Here is a 15,266-nt window from a genome sequence, read left to right as displayed (position 1 = left end):
GATTCCGGGGAGTGCCGCACGTGGCCGCCTGCGTCTCCCCGTCAGCCGCTCGCCGTTGCCCGCCCTCCGGTGTCTACGACTTCTCGCTCGCCGAGGCAGAAGGAGACGCGGGCGTCGACTCCGGGGCGGACGGCGCGGAGGCGGGCGGCGCCGAGGCCGTCGGCTTCTGGCAGCCCTTCTGCTTCGCCATCGCGGAGCCGACGTCGCCGGACTGGAGCTTCTTCAACGCCTGGTCACCGTTGGTGCTGATCTTGTTCAGCTCGTCGGCGATGCCCTTGAGGCCGTCCGCGAACTTCGCCTGGTCCTTCGTGTCGAGCGCGTCGACCTTCGTCTTCAGGTTCGCGTAGGCGACCGAGGAGGCGTTGAGCTCCTTCACGGCCTCCTTCTGCGTGGTCTCCCCGTCGTCCACGGGCGGCGGACCCGCCGACTCCACTGCTGAACCGAGCGACTTGTACGCCTGCGAGATCTGCTGGAAGGCCGCCGAGTCGGTCTTCTGGACGTCGACGGGCTTGCTGTTGTCGGCCGTCTGCTGCTGGATCGCGGCATTGGCGTTCGCGATCTTCTGCAGCTGCGGCTGAACCTGGTCGCAGACCTTCTTCGCCCAGTCGTTCACCTTGTTGTCGCTGTCGTCGCTGCAGCCCGACAGCGTCAGTACGAGTACCGCACCGCCGGACAGTGCGGCTGCAAGCTTCTTGTTCACCGGATTGGGTCCCTTCCAAGGCTCTCGGCCCCGGAACTTACACGCCGAGCGGACGACAATCAGGCGCCCGGCATCCGATATATATTCTTTTGCAGCCATTTGCACCAAGAGGGCCGAGGGAGATACAACTCACCTGCCCGCCGCGACGCATGCGCGGAACGCCCGGCCGACCGGGGAACGGCCGGTTCTCACGGCGACTTCACCGGAACCCCTCCCGGACGGAGGAACAGCGGACGGCACATCAGAACGCGCCGTCCGCCCTTCTGCTGACCTCACGTCATGTACGCGTCCGGCCACTTCCCCGGCGCGAGCCTCACGACACAGCCGCAGGACCGCTGGACCTGGCCGGGCCACCACCGCTGTCGCCCCCGTCACCACCCTCCGGGCCGCCTCGGTCACCCACGGCGATCCCCCGTCGCTTGGACGCGTAGACCGCGCCGATGATGACGGCGACGGCGATGACCGCCACCAGCGCCCGCACACCCGGGCTCGCGTCGGCGCCGTAACTGAACTGCACCACCGCGGGAGCGATGAGCAGGGCCACGAGATTCATCACCTTGAGGAGCGGGTTGATGGCCGGGCCCGCCGTGTCCTTGAACGGGTCGCCGACCGTGTCGCCGATGATCGTCGCGGCGTGGGCCTCACTGCCCTTGCCCCCGTGGTGGCCGTCCTCGACGAGCTTCTTGGCGTTGTCCCACGCGCCACCGGAGTTGGCGAGGAAGACTGCCATCAGGGTGCCCGTGGCGATGGCACCCGCGAGGTACGAACCGAGGGCCCCGACGCCCAGCGTGAATCCCACCGCGATCGGCGCCAGGACCGCGAGCAGCCCGGGGGTGGCCAGCTCGCGCAGTGCGTCCTTGGTGCAGATGTCGACGACACGGCCGTACTCCGGTTTCTCCGTGTACCCCATGATCCCTGGGTGCTCCCGGAACTGCCGCCGCACCTCGTGGACCACGGCACCCGCCGAACGGGCGACCGCGTTGATGGCCAGCCCGGAGAAGAGGAAGACGACCGCGGCACCGAGGATCAGGCCCACCAGGTTGTTCGGCTGCGAGATGTCCAGACTCAGCCCGAGCTCCCCCGCCCGGGCCCCCACGTCGTCGACCGCGGTGGCGATGGCGTCCCGGTACGACCCGAAGAGCGCCGCAGCCGCCAGTACCGCCGTGGCGATCGCGATGCCCTTGGTGATGGCCTTGGTGGTGTTGCCCACGGCGTCCAGGTCGGTGAGTACCTGGGCTCCCGCGCCCGTGACGTCGCCGGACATCTCGGCGATGCCCTGGGCGTTGTCGGAGACCGGGCCGAAGGTGTCCATCGCGACGATGACGCCCACGGTGGTGAGGAGGCCGGTTCCCGCCAGGGCCACCGCGAAGAGCGCCAGCATGATCGACGTCCCGCCGAGCAGGAACGCCCCGTAGACGCCGAGACCGATCAGCAGCGCGGTGTAGACGGCCGACTCCAGCCCGATGGAGATACCCGCGAGCACCACGGTCGCCGGACCGGTCAGCGAGGACTTCCCGATGTCCCGGACAGGGCGCCGGCCGGTCTCGGTGAAATAGCCGGTCAGCTGCTGGATCAGGGCGGCGAGCACGATCCCGATGGCCACGGCGACCAGGGCGAAGACGCGCGGGTCCCCGCCGTGGGCGGTGATGGCACCGTCGGTGACCCCGTCCAGCCCGGCGTACGAGGACGGCAGATAGACGAAGGCGGCCACCGCCACGAGGACGAGCGAGATCACGGCCGAGACGAAGAATCCGCGGTTGATGGCACTCATCCCGCTGCGGTCGGCGCGCCGGGGAGCGACGGCGAAGATCCCGGCCATCGCGGTGACCACACCGATGGCCGGAACCAGCAACGGAAAGGCGAGCCCCGCGTCGCCGAAGGCGGCCTTGCCGAGAATGAGCGCGGCCACGAGCGTCACGGCGTACGACTCGAAGAGGTCGGCGGCCATGCCCGCGCAGTCACCGACGTTGTCGCCCACGTTGTCCGCGATGGTCGCGGCGTTACGCGCATCGTCCTCCGGGATGCCCTGTTCCACCTTGCCGACGAGGTCGGCACCCACATCGGCGGCCTTGGTGAAGATGCCGCCCCCGACCCTCATGAACATCGCGATCAGCGCGGCGCCGAGGCCGAACCCCTCCAGCACCTTGGGCGCGTCGGCGGCGTAGACGAGCACCACGCACGAAGCCCCCAGCAGTCCGAGGCCCACCGTGATCATTCCGACCACGCCACCGGTGCGAAAAGCGATCTTCATCGCTTTGTGCGAGACCGTGGTGAGATCTTTCTCCGGTTCACCCTCGCCGGGAGTCGCTTCACGCGCGGCCGCGGCCACGCGCACATTACTGCGTACGGCGAGCCGCATACCGATGTATCCGGTGGCCGCCGAGAAAAGCGCACCCACCAGGAAGAACAGTGAGCGCCCGATGCGCTGCGCCCCGTTGTCGGCCGGAAGCAGCAGGAGCAGGAAGAACACGACGACGGCGAAGACGCCGACGGTGCGCAGCTGCCGCGCCAGATAGGCGTTGGCGCCTTCCTGGACGGCCGCCGCGATCTCTTTCATGCGTTCGGTGCCCTCACCGGCCGCCAGCACCTGCCGTACGAGCAGCTGGGCCACGACCAGCGCGGCAACGGCGACGACCACGATGACGACGACGATCAGCCGGTTGCTGTCCGTGAGTACCGCGGCTGCGAGTGAGGTGGACCGGCCGGAAGGTGCGGGAACGTGCGTCAGTTCTGCCAGTGGGGTGTTGAAGAACTCCGCCATACGTCCTCCTTGACGCTGAGCGCTCAAGTCGTGGACGGATTGTAGGGAGCGGAAGCAGATCAAAACAGTGGGTGGTCAATGAAATCGACTTTCGTCCACCCAATGGCAAATGATCTCGCTCGCATCTGTACCCGAATGCAGTAATGGGGCTGGCACATGGCGCACAGGAAATTACCGGAGATCACTGGTCGAGCGAAAAGGAAAAGCCCTGCTCAACAGTGCCGGAAATGCGATCACGTCGCTCCCCTCTCCGCTCCCGAAGGACCTGGAGATCCGCCGGTACGGGTCGAGGAGCTCGCGCACCCGCCCGGGCGGGAAGTGAGCGCCGCCAGGTCGACCGGCACCGACTGACCACCGGTCGGCGAGCCACACCTGAACGCCGCACCTGGACGAAGCCGCCCTCTCGGAGCCTGGGTCGTACGGGTCGAGCGCAGAAGGGGCACGGCGCAGTGGGGCACGGCACAGCAGGAGCACGCACGGCGCAGCCGGGGCTGAGCGGCTCAGCGGCTCAGCGGCTCAGCGGCTCAGCGGCTCAGCGGCTCAGCGGCTCAGCGGCTCAGCGGCTCAGCGGCTCAGCGGCTCAGCGGCTGAGGCTAACGCGAGGTGGATAGGCCGGGCGGGCGGGTTGCGAGTTGTGGGGCGGGGGAGCCGGGTGAAGGCGGGGCGGAGTGGGGGGGGCTGGGGTGCGGGAGGGCAGGGAGAGCCGGGGGAGGGACGGGCGGAGTGGGGGGAAGCCGGGTGAGGGCGAGCGGGGCGGAGTGGGGGCGGGGTGCGGGAGGCCGGATGCGAGAGGGGCGGGGCGGAGCTCACGTGCCGGACCGGGCGGGCCGGAACTCATCAAGCCGAATGGGGGGAGCGGGCCGGGCAGGGCACTGTGAGGGCGAAGCTCAGCTCGCGAACCGGGCCGGCGGAGTACGCCGCACAGGGCACCGTGAGGACGAAGCAGAGCTCGCGAACCGGGCCGGAGAAGTGGGCCGGGCAGGGCGTGCCAGACCGAGCTGGCCGTCGGACCGGGCGCCATGGACGGACCGGGCCGCCTGGGCCGTACGGGGTAGACCTCCCTGAAAGGCGGCCCACGTCAGCCGCCGCACCGAGCGGGACGGGTCACCCAGCGGGATGGCCGTCACGAAGCACGATGCAGGACGACCAGCGGCCTCCCCAGCGGGATAGGCCAAACGGGGCAGGTCATCGCGCACAAGAACCTTGAAGTCGCCCCAGGGAGCGAAGAGGGCGCATCCCAGGACGTCAGAGGAAGCGAGGAGCGACACCGCCGTGTGCCGCGCCCGAGCGAAGGGGCATGGGAAACGGCCCAGCTCTCCGGCTCCGCCGCTGGGACTCCACGCGAAGGAGGGCCAGGGCCGAGCCGACGAACCGTGAGCGGTGGATCAGGGAAGTACCACGGCGGGAGTCGTCGGCCAGGTCATGCGGATGACTCCGCCGTCCACACCTGTACGGACCTCCACGTCGTCGACCAGGCCGCTGATGACAGCGAGGCCCATCTCATCCTCACTGTCGGCGTCGGTCTCCGGGGCGCCCGGACCTCCTCCGCCGGTCGCTCCCGCCACGGAGGCATCGGCCCCCGGGGCGATGTGCCCGTCGCCGACCTCGATGGAGAACGCTTTCTCCTCCTCGATCAGAACGACCGTGACGGGGGAGGCGATGTCATGGCTCCTGTGCAGCCCCACGGCGCGGCTACAGGCCTCTCCGACCGCGAGCCTGACCTCGTCGAGCACCGCCTCGTCCACGCCTGCCCTGCGCGCCACGGCGGCTGCCACGAGGCGGGCCGTCCTGACGTGTTCGGGCTGAGCGCTGAAGCGGAGTTCAACGGTTGGCATGCCATCCCCCTCGAACGTATGGGTGTGCATCTCAGGGGCCCGGGCTTGACGCCCGGTACCCCTGCTCTCATTCTCCCCCGGAAACCGACGAAGCCGGCAGCCGGCCACTTGGCCGACCGCCTGCCCATGGCGGCCCGTCTGCTGCCGCCTGCCGGTCTGTCGCTGCCATGCCTGCCGGTGTTCGAGACACCGGCCTGCACCGACGGTCAGTCGGTGGCCGCGACAGCCTCCTCGACCGTGGTGTGGATGGGAAACACCTTGGTCAGACCAGTGATCCGGAAGATCTTGAGAATGCGCTCCTGGTTGCACACCAGGCGCAGCGAGCCCTCATGGGCCCGGACACGCTTCAGGCCGCCCACGAGCACGCCGAGGCCGGTGGAGTCGAGGAAGTCGACGCCTTCCATGTCGACAACCAAGTGGTAGCTGCCGTCATTCACCAACTCGACCAACTGCTCGCGCAGCTTGGGCGCGGTATACACATCAATCTCGCCACCGACCTCGACGACCGTACGGTCGCCACCAGGCCCGGACACATTGCGAGTCGACAGGGACAGGTCCACGGATCCTCCAGCACCTTGCTATCGAGCGGTCGCCCCTCGGTCTCCCCGACGGAGGCCAGGGGACGGATCGCCAGCCGCGATGGCATTCAATCACTTACCAGCAGCCATGCACGACGCCTTGGGACCATTGTCCGTCACGCCAGTGACACACTCGATGCCGATGGCCAAGAATCACCGCCCCAGTCGACCACCCGAGAACGCGGGCTCGCGCCCTTCTCCGGCAGTGGTTCTCGACCGGCTCGCCGCATCGGCGGGCCGGGCAGCGCGCATCACTCATACGGAGCACTTGCCCCCGCGTGAGGGAACCCATGCCATCTGGCCTGATCGCATCCGGCCAGAAGTGATCTCGGCAATCGGCCGGGCCGGAATCGACCATCCGTGGACGCACCAGGCCGCTGCGGCCGAGCACGCCCTGGACGGCGAATCCGTCGTGATCGCCACCGGGACGGCGTCCGGCAAGTCACTCGCCTACCTCGCTCCCGTACTGAGTACCCTCCTCGACGGCTCCGAAGCCCCGAACGGCCGCGGCACCACTGCCCTGTACCTCGCCCCCACCAAGGCCCTGGCCGCCGACCAGCGGCGCGCCGTGAAGGCACTCGCGGCGCCCCTGGGCTCCGCGATCCGCCCTGCGGTCTACGACGGGGACACGCCGGTCGAAGAACGCGAATGGGTGCGTCAGTACGCCAACTACGTCCTCACGAACCCCGACATGCTCCACCTGGGCATCCTCCCGTCCCACCCCCGCTGGGCCTCTTTCCTCCGCTCCCTCCGCTTCGTCGTCATCGACGAGTGCCACACCTACCGGGGTGTCTTCGGATCCCATGTCGCCCAGGTGCTGCGCCGCCTTCGCCGCCTCTGCGCCCGCTACGGATCCGATCCCGTCTTCCTGCTCGCCTCCGCCACCTCGGCGCACCCCTCGGTAGCCGCAGGCCGTCTCACGGGGCTTCCCGTCAAGGAGGTCGCCGACGACGCGTCGCCCAGGGGCGAGATGGTCTTCGCCCTCTGGGAGCCGCCGCTGACCGAGTTGCACGGCGAGAGGGGGGCTCCGGTGCGCCGTACCGCCACTGCCGAGACCGCCGACCTCCTGACCGACCTGACCGTTCAGGGCGTGCGCTCGGTCGCCTTCGTACGCTCCCGGCGGGGTGCCGAGCTCATCTCCGTCATCGCCAAGGAACGGCTCGCCGAGGTGGACCGCTCGCTGCCCGGGCGCGTCGCCGCCTACCGAGGCGGTTACCTGCCCGAGGAACGCAGGGCCCTGGAGAGGGCCCTGCACTCCGGGGACCTGCTCGGACTGGCCGCCACGACCGCCCTGGAGCTCGGCATCGACGTCTCCGGTCTGGACGCCGTCGTCATCGCCGGCTACCCCGGCACCCGCGCCTCCCTCTGGCAGCAGGCAGGCCGCGCCGGACGCTCCGGGCAGGGGGCCCTCGCCGTGCTCGTGGCCCGGGACGACCCGCTGGACACCTTCCTGGTCCACCACCCCGAGGCACTGTTCCAACAGCCTGTGGAGTCGACCGTCCTGGACCCGGACAACCCCTATGTCCTCGCCCCCCACCTGTGTGCCGCAGCGTCGGAACTCCCCCTCACCGAGGCTGACATCGCGCTCTTCGGCCCCGCTGTGCCGGAGCTTCTGCCGCAGTTGGAGGCCGCGAAACTCCTACGCAGACGGACGACGGGCTGGCACTGGACCCGGCGTGAACGTGCTGCCGACCTCACCGATATCCGCGGCGGGGGCGGCCGCCCGGTACAGATCGTCGAGGAAGGCACCGGCCGACTGCTGGGAACCGTCGACGAAGCGGCGGCGCACACCTCCGTCCACGAGGGGGCCGTCCACCTCCACCAGGGCCGGACATACCTGGTCCGGACGCTGGATCTGAAGGACTCCGTTGCGTTGGTGGAGGAGGCCGTACCTCCCTACTCCACCAACGCACGCGACACGACCGCGATCGCCGTGCTGGAGACCGACACCGAGATCCCGTGGGGCGACGGCCGGCTCTGCTTCGGCTCCGTCGAGGTCACCAACCAGGTCGTCTCCTTCCTGCGACGCAGACTGATCACGGGAGAGGTCCTGGGCGAGACCAAACTCGACCTGCCGCCCCGGACCCTGCGTACCCGCGCCGTGTGGTGGACGGTCACCGAGGACCAGCTCGATGCCGCCCGGATCGGCCCGGAGATCCTCGGTGGCGCCCTGCACGCCGCAGAACACGCCTCCATCGGAATGCTCCCGCTCTTCGCCACCTGCGACCGCTGGGACATCGGGGGTGTCTCCGTTCCGCTGCACCCCGACACGCTGCTTCCCACGGTGTTCGTCTACGACGGTCACCCGGGTGGTGCCGGCTTCGCCGAGCGGGCCTTTCACACCGCCCGCACCTGGCTCACGGCGACGCGTCAGGCCATCGCGTCCTGCGAGTGCGAGGCGGGCTGCCCTTCCTGTATCCAGTCCCCCAAGTGCGGGAACGGCAACGACCCGCTGCACAAACGAGGCGCCGTACGCCTCCTGACCGAACTGCTCAGAACGGCTCCGCCGGATCCCGGAGAAGGGCTTCCGGGACGAACCACCGAGAGAACCTCGGAGCAGTCGGAGTAAGCCTCGGAACAGCCGAGGCCTGATAGCGCCGGGTGAGGGAGGGAGCAGCGCACGTGCCCCGGCTCCTCGGCGGCCGAGGGCGTGACCGGACGCACCCGATGTGTCCGGGCCGCTGGAGTCAGCGGAGTCTCCGGAGGACCGGCTCGCGACCTGACCTCAGGTGCGTACGGGCCGAACCGGGCGCGGGCGGTCACGTCGGCGATCTCACCCACGACCCCGCAACGCACGATTTCCGCTCCCTGCGCACCCGCGACCTCCCCCGCGACGCCGCAGGCCGCCTCCGCACCCAGCAGCGCCCGGTCTGCTGCGGCGAGTGCCGCCAGATCCGCCGCCCCGCCGGCTCTGTGGCGGGCTGACACCGCCTGGCCCAGAGCGAGCACCGTCCCGAACACCACGCAGAGCGTGGCCGTCGTGACGGCGACCCAGACCGTCGCCAATCCCTGGTCTCCCGAGACCTCTCCGCCCCTCCTCACGATTCGGCCCGCACGGTGTCCTCGGCCAGCGCGGCCGCCTCCGCACTCAGCGTCAGGCCCAGCGATCGCGGCCCCGGCGTGGGCGCCTCCACCCTGACCCGCCACAGTTCACCGGCCCGCTCCACCGCCACCCTGGCCCTGTCAGGCGCGGCCTCACGAGCCACGGACCGTACCGCCTCCGCCGGCTCCGACCGGGCTGCGGCCCGCGCTCCGGCCCGCGCGGCATCCACGCAGCGAATCTGGTCCGCCGCGGCCAACAGCGCCCACAGGAGAGCAAGGACGAACGCGACCAGCACCGGAAGAGCCATGGCCGCCTCCGCCGTCACGGCCCCTTTGTCGCTGCTCCCGTACCGGCGGACGCCCTCAGAACTTCGCACTGAGCGCGTCCTTGATCAGCGACTGCAGCGCCGTCAGCACCGCCCCGCTGTTGACCACCTTGTAGAGCACTGCGGCGAACGCGCAGGCGGCGATGGTTCCCACGGCGTACTCGGACGTCGTCATCCCCCGGTCCAGGCCGCGGCACCGTGCTCCGGAACCGAACCGCCTCTCCCAGGCGCGACGCACCGCGCACCAGGATCGCCCCTTGGCCTTACCAGCCTCTTCAACCATTTCAGCTCCCCGTTCAGATCCATGTCGTTTCGTTCGAAATTTCGGTTCAAGGCTCCGAGCGCACCGAAGCCCGGCTTGTCCGCACCGGCGGGAACCGGTAGGCGTCACGTGTCAGACGGTGGCCGGGATCACTGACGAGCTTCAGCAGGGTTCTCCCAAGCCCCGGACCTCCGGGGCCCTCAGAGGCTCGGGCCTCACTCGGGCTCCGGGCCTCGGCCCGGCCCGTCGCCCAAGTCCCGCTGAGGTTTCAGATCCTCGCCACGGCCATCGCCAAGGTCCCAGCCACTGATCGGGAGCGACCCGCTTGCGGAACCGCCCCCTGAGGGGGCCGGGCTTGCCGGTCAGCTGCCGTGCACCAGGCCGGCCGCCAGGCCTATCACCACCGGTGCCACGCCCACCGTCAGAAAGGCGGGCAGGAAGCAGAGCCCCACAGGCGCGGTGATCAGCACACCCGCCCGCTGGGCACGCGCCACAGCGGCACTCGCCCGCTCGGCGCGCATCTCGTCGGCCAGCCTGGAGACCGGCTCCGCAGCGGGCGCCCCCGTCGACGCGGCACGTTGCAGGCAGCGGGCGAGGGACGCGGCACCCGGCAGTTCCCCGAACCGGCGCCACGCCTCGTCCGGCTCTCCGCCGAGCAGGATCACCGCCGCCGTACGGGTCAGCCGCTCGCCGACCGGGCCACCGATGGATTCCCCGACCGCCTCAGCCGCTTCCCGCGGCCCCGCGCCCGCCGAGAGGCAGGACGCCAGAAGATCGGCGGTTATCGGCAGTTGCCCGGCAATCAGAGAAGCTTCGTCTTCCTGGCCAGCACCGGTACGCCGCCCCCTTCCGGAGAGCTGCCACCGTCGCACCGCGTACGCCACGGCAAGGCCGACCGCGCATCCGGCGGCTCCACCGACGAGGATCCAGCCGACCGCCCAGGCGGCCAGGGACACCGCCCAACACCGCGCACGGACCCAGTCCGGACCGCACCGTTCACGCCACCCCTGCCTCCCCCCGCTCGCGGAGGATCCGGTCAGCAGCGCCCCCCGCGCGCGTACCGCTCGCTCGTGCCGCAGGACGGTCAGGGTGAGAGCGAGATAGGTGACCGTGCCCAGCGCCGCCCCCACCACCCCGGCCGCTGCCGGCCAGTTCCCCGCAGTCGGCGTCCCGCTCATGCCGCTTCCCCCGCCCGCACGATCCGGGACGCCCAGAACACTCCTGCGGCCTCCAGGAAGCCGCCCGTAACCAAGCAGACGAGCCCGCCCGGGCTGTGCAGCAGCACGCGCAGCGGATCCGCACCGAGTGCCGCCCCCAGCCCCAGACCCAGCACCGGCAGCAACGCCAGGACCACGACCGTCGACCACGCACCGGCCAGCTGTGCCCGCAGCTCCTCCCTGCGCCGCTTCTCGCCCCGCAGCGCGCTCTCCAGCCGGGTCAGACCCGCCACAAGACCCGCCCCGCCGTCCACGGCAACACGCCAACAGGCCGCCACCCCCGCGAGCCCGTCAAAGCCGGGTCCCGCCGACGCTTGCCTCAGCGCGGTCGGCACGTCACCGCCGAACCGCGCGGCGGCCAGCACGGCGGATTCGGTGGAGCCCAGCGCGTCGACGTTCCGCGCGGCAGCGAGCAGAGCCTGTCCTGGCTCCCGCCCTGCGCGAAGTTCGCCGACCAGCGCGCCGCAGAGCGCCGCCACCGCGTCAGCCGCCCTCTCCCGCTCACTCCGCCGCATCCGCTCTCGCAGCCGATGTCTCACCAGCGGGACCGCCACAGCGCCCCCGAACAGGGGCAGCACCGATTCGCCCAGCACAGCGAGACAAGCCGCCACGGGGACACACAGCCACTCCCGCCGCCCGTCGAGGAGCGTGCGGACCCCGGCCCACGTGAACAGCCTCCACAGCCCCTCACGTCGCTGATCCATCAACGCGCGAGCCCGCCCCGCCCCTGGGGCCTGTGCCACGGACAGACCGCCTGCCAGGCCCGTGCAGCCCGCCATCACCCACGTCACCACATCCGCCGGCGCGCCCAGGTCCGGCGCCGTCACCGCTCCTCCCCGATCAGTGCGCCGAACCGCCCCCAGCCCCGCTCCGGTGTGAACCCCCCGGAGCCCCAGCGCAGGGCGGGCACCGTGACGACCAGTCCCGCGGAATCCCGCTCGAGCACATGCACTTCGGCCAGACGCCGCTGACCGCCCCGGTCCCGGGCGAGGTGGACGACCACGGACAGTGCCGCCGCCAACTGGCTGTGCAAAGCCGCCCGGTCCAGGCCTGCCGCCGTGCCGAGTGCCTCCAGACGCGCCGGAACGTGCTCTGCCGCGTTGGCGTGCACCGTGCCGCACCCGCCCTCATGTCCGGTGTTGAGAGCGGCCAGCAGCTCCGTCACCTCGGCGCCCCGGACCTCTCCCACCACCAGCCGGTCGGGACGCATACGCAGCGCCTGGCGCACCAGGTCCCGCAGCGTCACCCGGCCGGCACCTTCCTGGTTGGCGGGACGCGACTCCAGTCGGATCACATGTGGGTGGTCCGGCCGTAGTTCCGCCGAATCCTCGGCCAGCACGATGCGCTCCCGCTCACCGACCGCACCGAGCAGGCTCGACAGCAAGGTCGTCTTCCCCGCGCCCGTTCCTCCACTGATCAGATACGAGACCCGGGCCTCGACCAGTGCTTTCAGCAGCCGGTCACCGCCGGGCGGAACGGTCCCCGCCGCCACGAGTTCCGTCAGCGTGAAGGCCTTGGGCCGCACCACCCGCAGCGAGAGACACGTCGAGCCGACCGAGACCGGGGGCAGGACCGCGTGCATGCGTGTCCCGTCCGGCAGCCGGGCGTCCACCCAGGGGCGGGCGTCGTCCAGTCGGCGCCCGGCCACCGCCGCCAGCCGCTGAGCCAGCCTGCGGACCGCCGCCGCATCCTGAAAGACCACTCGGGTCAGCTCGAGTCCACCGCCGCGGTCCACCCATACCCGGTCCGGGGCGGACACCAGCACATCGGTCACCGCCGGGTCGGCCAGCAGCCGCTCCAGCACTCCCGTGCCTACCAGTTCCCCTCTCAGCTCCTCGGCCGCGCCGAGGACTTCCGCGTCGCCGAGCAACCGGCCCTGCTCCCTCAGCGCGGCAGCCACTCCAGCAGGGGTGGGCGCCGCACCGCTGCGGGCCAGCCGTTGGCGTACGGCATCGAGCAGCGCGTCGGTCACGGCGCCCCTCCCACACGGGGCCGGGCCTGCACGGTGTCCGAGCGGGCCGGGGCATCGGCCAGCTCCCAGAAGGCCGTGCAGAAGCGGGCCAGGGCTCCGCGCGCGTTGCCTCCCGGCGGCTCCCCGCTGTCCCGCGCCGAGGGCAGCCCGGCCTCTGCCGGCAGATCGCCCATGAGCGGCAGTCCGAGAGACTGGGCCACCCACTGCTCGTCCAGTCCCGCCGCGTAGGGGCCCCTGGCAACGACCCGCAGGTCATCGAGGACCATCCGGGCCGCCGATGCCACGCGCTGCGCCGCGGCAACGGCTCTCAGCTCCCCGGGCACCACCAACAGCCCGACGTCCAGCTGCGCCAACGCCTCCACCACACTCTCGTCGACCCGCCTCGGCAGGTCGACGACGACCACACCGCCGAGTCGGCGAGCCGCGGCGAGCACCGACCGCATGGCTTGCGGCGGAACGACAACCTGGTCGTCCCGGCCCCAGCTCAGCACCCGAAGCCCGTGCAGCGCCGGCAGGGACTCCTCCAGCGCCCCTCCGCCCAGCCGCCCCTTGGAACGGGCGAAATCCGGCCACCGCATGCCCTCACAGGTCTCGCCACCGAGCAGCACATCGATCCCGCCACCCAACGGGTCGCCGTCGATCAACAGGGTCCGTCGGCCGGACCGCGCGGCCGTCACAGCAAGCGCGCAGGCCAGCGTGGATGCGCCGGAGCCGCCGCGTCCCCCCATCACGCCCACGGTGAGCGCCGACCGGCCGACACCTTCCACCGCGTTGGCGATCTGGTCGACGAGCCAGCCTTCGGAATCGGGCAGCCTCAACACATATTCGGCCCCGATCTCCACGGCGCGGCGCCATACGTCCGGGTCGTCCTGGTCCCGTCCGACGAGCATGACCCCAGGCCTGCGCGGCACACCTTGACACCTTCGCGCCGCATCGTCGCCCACCAGAACCATCGGGGCCCGCTCCCAGCCGGCCCTCTCCCCCGGAGGCCCGTGATGCACTTCAGGCACCGCACCGGCCGCCGCGCACAGCCTGAGCAGATCGTCGAGCAGCTCGGCGTCCTCGGTCACGATCAACGGCCCCTCGCGCCGTCCCGCAGCGCTCGACGGACCTTCGTCCGCGAATGATCCAGCCACGATCTCCGCCCCCTCCGCTGTCCCTTCAGTACGGTTTCGCGTCGATCTCGAACGCTTCCGAGATGCACGATTCCGGAACCCGCGGACTTCGCGGGTGGAATCAACATGCATCCGCACGGAAAAAGATGTGGATCTTGCTCAAAAACTGTGGACAACTCCAGCGTTGTGAATATCTCGGTACCTCATACAGGGGACATTCACCGCGCAGCCCTTCCGCTACACACGGTGACGAGGCATGATCGGATGCGTCAGCACGAGGAGGAGCAGGCAGATGCGGGCGAGGGAGAGGACACCTCGATCCCCGGCCGAAAAACGCATCCGGACATGCGACGACCCCCGCCGGGGGGGAGAGCGGGGGTCGTCCCCACGGCCGACTCGGGGGGGGGAGGAGTCGGACCGGGTTAGCACGGTCGCGAACGATCCGTGACTTCCATGGTGTACCCGAGCACCTTCTCAGGCAAACCCACCCGCCGGACTTTACGCCGAATGGCGGGCCCCTATGCTCACCTTTGTGGAAAACTGCTTCTCACCGCGCACAGCAGCCTTCTTTGACCTGGACAAGACGGTCATTGCGAAGTCATCGACACTGACCTTCAGCAAGTCCTTCTACCAAGGCGGGCTGATCAACCGCCGTGCCGTACTGCGCACCGCGTACACCCAGTTCGTGTTTCTCGCCGGAGGTGCCGATCACGACCAGATGGAGCGGATGCGTGAATACCTCTCAGCGCTCTGCAAGGGATGGAACGTCCAGCAGGTCAAGGACCTCGTCGCCGAAACCCTGCACGACCTGATCGACCCGATCATCTACGACGAGGCGGCCACCCTCATCGAGGAACACCACACCGCCGGGCGCGATGTCGTCATCGTCTCCACCTCCGGCGCCGAGGTCGTCGAACCGATCGGGGAACTGCTCGGCGCCGACCGTGTCGTGGCGACCCGGATGGTCGTGGGCGAGGACGGCTGCTACACGGGCGAGATCGAGTACTACGCCTATGGACCGACCAAGGCCGAAGCGATCAGGGCGCTCGCCGAATCCGAGGGCTACGACCTCTCGCGCTGCTACGCGTACAGCGACTCCGCCACCGACGTGCCCATGCTGGAGTCCGTCGGGCACCCGCACGCCGTCAACCCGGACCGCGCCCTGCGGCGCGAGGCCACCCTCAGGGAGTGGCCGATTCTCGTCTTCGACCGACCCGTCCGCCTCAAGCAGCGACTGCCCGCGTTCTCGATGCCGCCTCGGCCGGCTCTCGTGGCCGCAGCAGCACTGGGTGCGGCTGCCGTGACGGCCGGACTGGTCTGGTACACCAACCGCCGCCGCGCCTCCGCGCTGAGCACCTGAGCACCTGAGCACCTGAGCACCTGAGCACCTGAGCACTCGATCATCTGACAGAGCCCCATGCCGAGGTATCTCCGTCCCCTCAACGACGGAGCCACCAT

General features: G+C 70.3%; 12 protein-coding genes and 1 pseudogene. 2 read left to right on the top strand and 11 right to left on the bottom strand.

What is annotated here, in order from left to right; all coding sequences use genetic code 11:
- Nucleotides 1–73: 73 nt before the first annotated feature.
- From ACFVS9_RS15385 to bldG, 4 genes are all read right to left on the bottom strand, one after another.
- Nucleotides 74–700 carry a small secreted protein gene (locus tag ACFVS9_RS15385; RefSeq protein ID WP_383114419.1) on the bottom strand — a complete coding sequence of 209 codons (627 nt, stop codon included), beginning with the start codon at nt 698–700 and terminating at the stop codon, nt 74–76.
- Nucleotides 701–1,013: 313 nt separating this feature from the next.
- Complete coding sequence (locus tag ACFVS9_RS15380) at nt 1,014–3,461, bottom strand: sodium-translocating pyrophosphatase (RefSeq protein ID WP_389932481.1); 2,448 nt, start codon at nt 3,459–3,461, stop codon at nt 1,014–1,016.
- A gap of 1,385 nt (nt 3,462–4,846) precedes the next feature.
- On the bottom strand, nt 4,847–5,296 hold the full coding sequence (locus ACFVS9_RS15375) for an ATP-binding protein (protein WP_383114417.1): 450 nt from the start codon (nt 5,294–5,296) through the stop codon (nt 4,847–4,849).
- A gap of 206 nt (nt 5,297–5,502) precedes the next feature.
- The gene (gene bldG, locus ACFVS9_RS15370) at nt 5,503–5,856 is read right to left on the bottom strand and encodes an anti-sigma factor antagonist BldG (RefSeq protein ID WP_078075833.1); all 354 of its coding nucleotides are present in this window, start codon (nt 5,854–5,856) and stop codon (nt 5,503–5,505) included.
- A gap of 79 nt (nt 5,857–5,935) precedes the next feature.
- Here bldG and ACFVS9_RS15365 point away from each other — a divergent pair, with 79 nt between their 5' ends.
- A complete protein-coding gene (locus ACFVS9_RS15365) occupies nt 5,936–8,443 on the top strand; it encodes a DEAD/DEAH box helicase (protein WP_389932477.1) in 2,508 nt (835 codons plus the stop codon).
- A gap of 194 nt (nt 8,444–8,637) precedes the next feature.
- Here the strand turns inward: ACFVS9_RS15365 and ACFVS9_RS15360 are convergent.
- The 7 genes and pseudogenes from ACFVS9_RS15360 to ssd form a co-directional block, all read right to left on the bottom strand.
- Nucleotides 8,638–8,835: pseudogene (locus ACFVS9_RS15360) on the bottom strand (Rv3654c family TadE-like protein); the annotation flags it as partial.
- Nucleotides 8,836–8,912: 77 nt separating this feature from the next.
- Nucleotides 8,913–9,293, bottom strand: a complete 381-nt coding sequence (locus ACFVS9_RS15355) for a TadE family type IV pilus minor pilin (RefSeq protein WP_383114415.1) — start codon at nt 9,291–9,293, stop codon at nt 8,913–8,915.
- The gene (locus ACFVS9_RS15350; protein WP_383114414.1) at nt 9,280–9,525 is read right to left on the bottom strand and encodes a DUF4244 domain-containing protein; all 246 of its coding nucleotides are present in this window, start codon (nt 9,523–9,525) and stop codon (nt 9,280–9,282) included. Before ACFVS9_RS15350 ends, ACFVS9_RS15355 begins: the two co-directional genes overlap by 14 nt.
- 341 nt (nt 9,526–9,866) lie before the next feature.
- Nucleotides 9,867–10,682, bottom strand: a complete 816-nt coding sequence (locus ACFVS9_RS15345; RefSeq protein ID WP_389932473.1) for a type II secretion system F family protein — start codon at nt 10,680–10,682, stop codon at nt 9,867–9,869.
- Nucleotides 10,679–11,500 carry a type II secretion system F family protein gene (locus ACFVS9_RS15340; protein WP_389932651.1) on the bottom strand — a complete coding sequence of 274 codons (822 nt, stop codon included), beginning with the start codon at nt 11,498–11,500 and terminating at the stop codon, nt 10,679–10,681. The genes ACFVS9_RS15345 and ACFVS9_RS15340 overlap by 4 nt, the downstream gene beginning before the upstream one ends.
- A 44-nt stretch (nt 11,501–11,544) precedes the next feature.
- Nucleotides 11,545–12,693 (bottom strand): TadA family conjugal transfer-associated ATPase, encoded by a 1,149-nt coding sequence (locus tag ACFVS9_RS15335; RefSeq protein ID WP_389932470.1) that lies wholly within the window; start codon nt 12,691–12,693, stop codon nt 11,545–11,547.
- Entirely contained in the window at nt 12,690–13,763 is a 1,074-nt protein-coding gene (gene ssd / locus ACFVS9_RS15330; RefSeq protein ID WP_389932467.1) for a septum site-determining protein Ssd, read from the bottom strand. Before ssd ends, ACFVS9_RS15335 begins: the two co-directional genes overlap by 4 nt.
- Nucleotides 13,764–14,328: 565 nt before the next feature.
- On the opposite strand from ssd, the gene ACFVS9_RS15325 reads away from it, so the two are divergent.
- Nucleotides 14,329–15,168 (top strand): HAD family hydrolase, encoded by an 840-nt coding sequence (locus ACFVS9_RS15325; protein ID WP_383114410.1) that lies wholly within the window; start codon nt 14,329–14,331, stop codon nt 15,166–15,168.
- The last annotated feature ends 98 nt before the right edge of the window (nt 15,169–15,266 follow it).

Origin of the sequence: Streptomyces sp. NPDC058008, assembly GCF_042886395.1 — a bacterium.
Lineage (GTDB): Bacteria > Actinomycetota > Actinomycetes > Streptomycetales > Streptomycetaceae > Streptomyces.
The sequence above is the reverse complement of the archived record's forward strand: the minus strand, read 5'-3'. Positions and strand labels throughout refer to the sequence as shown.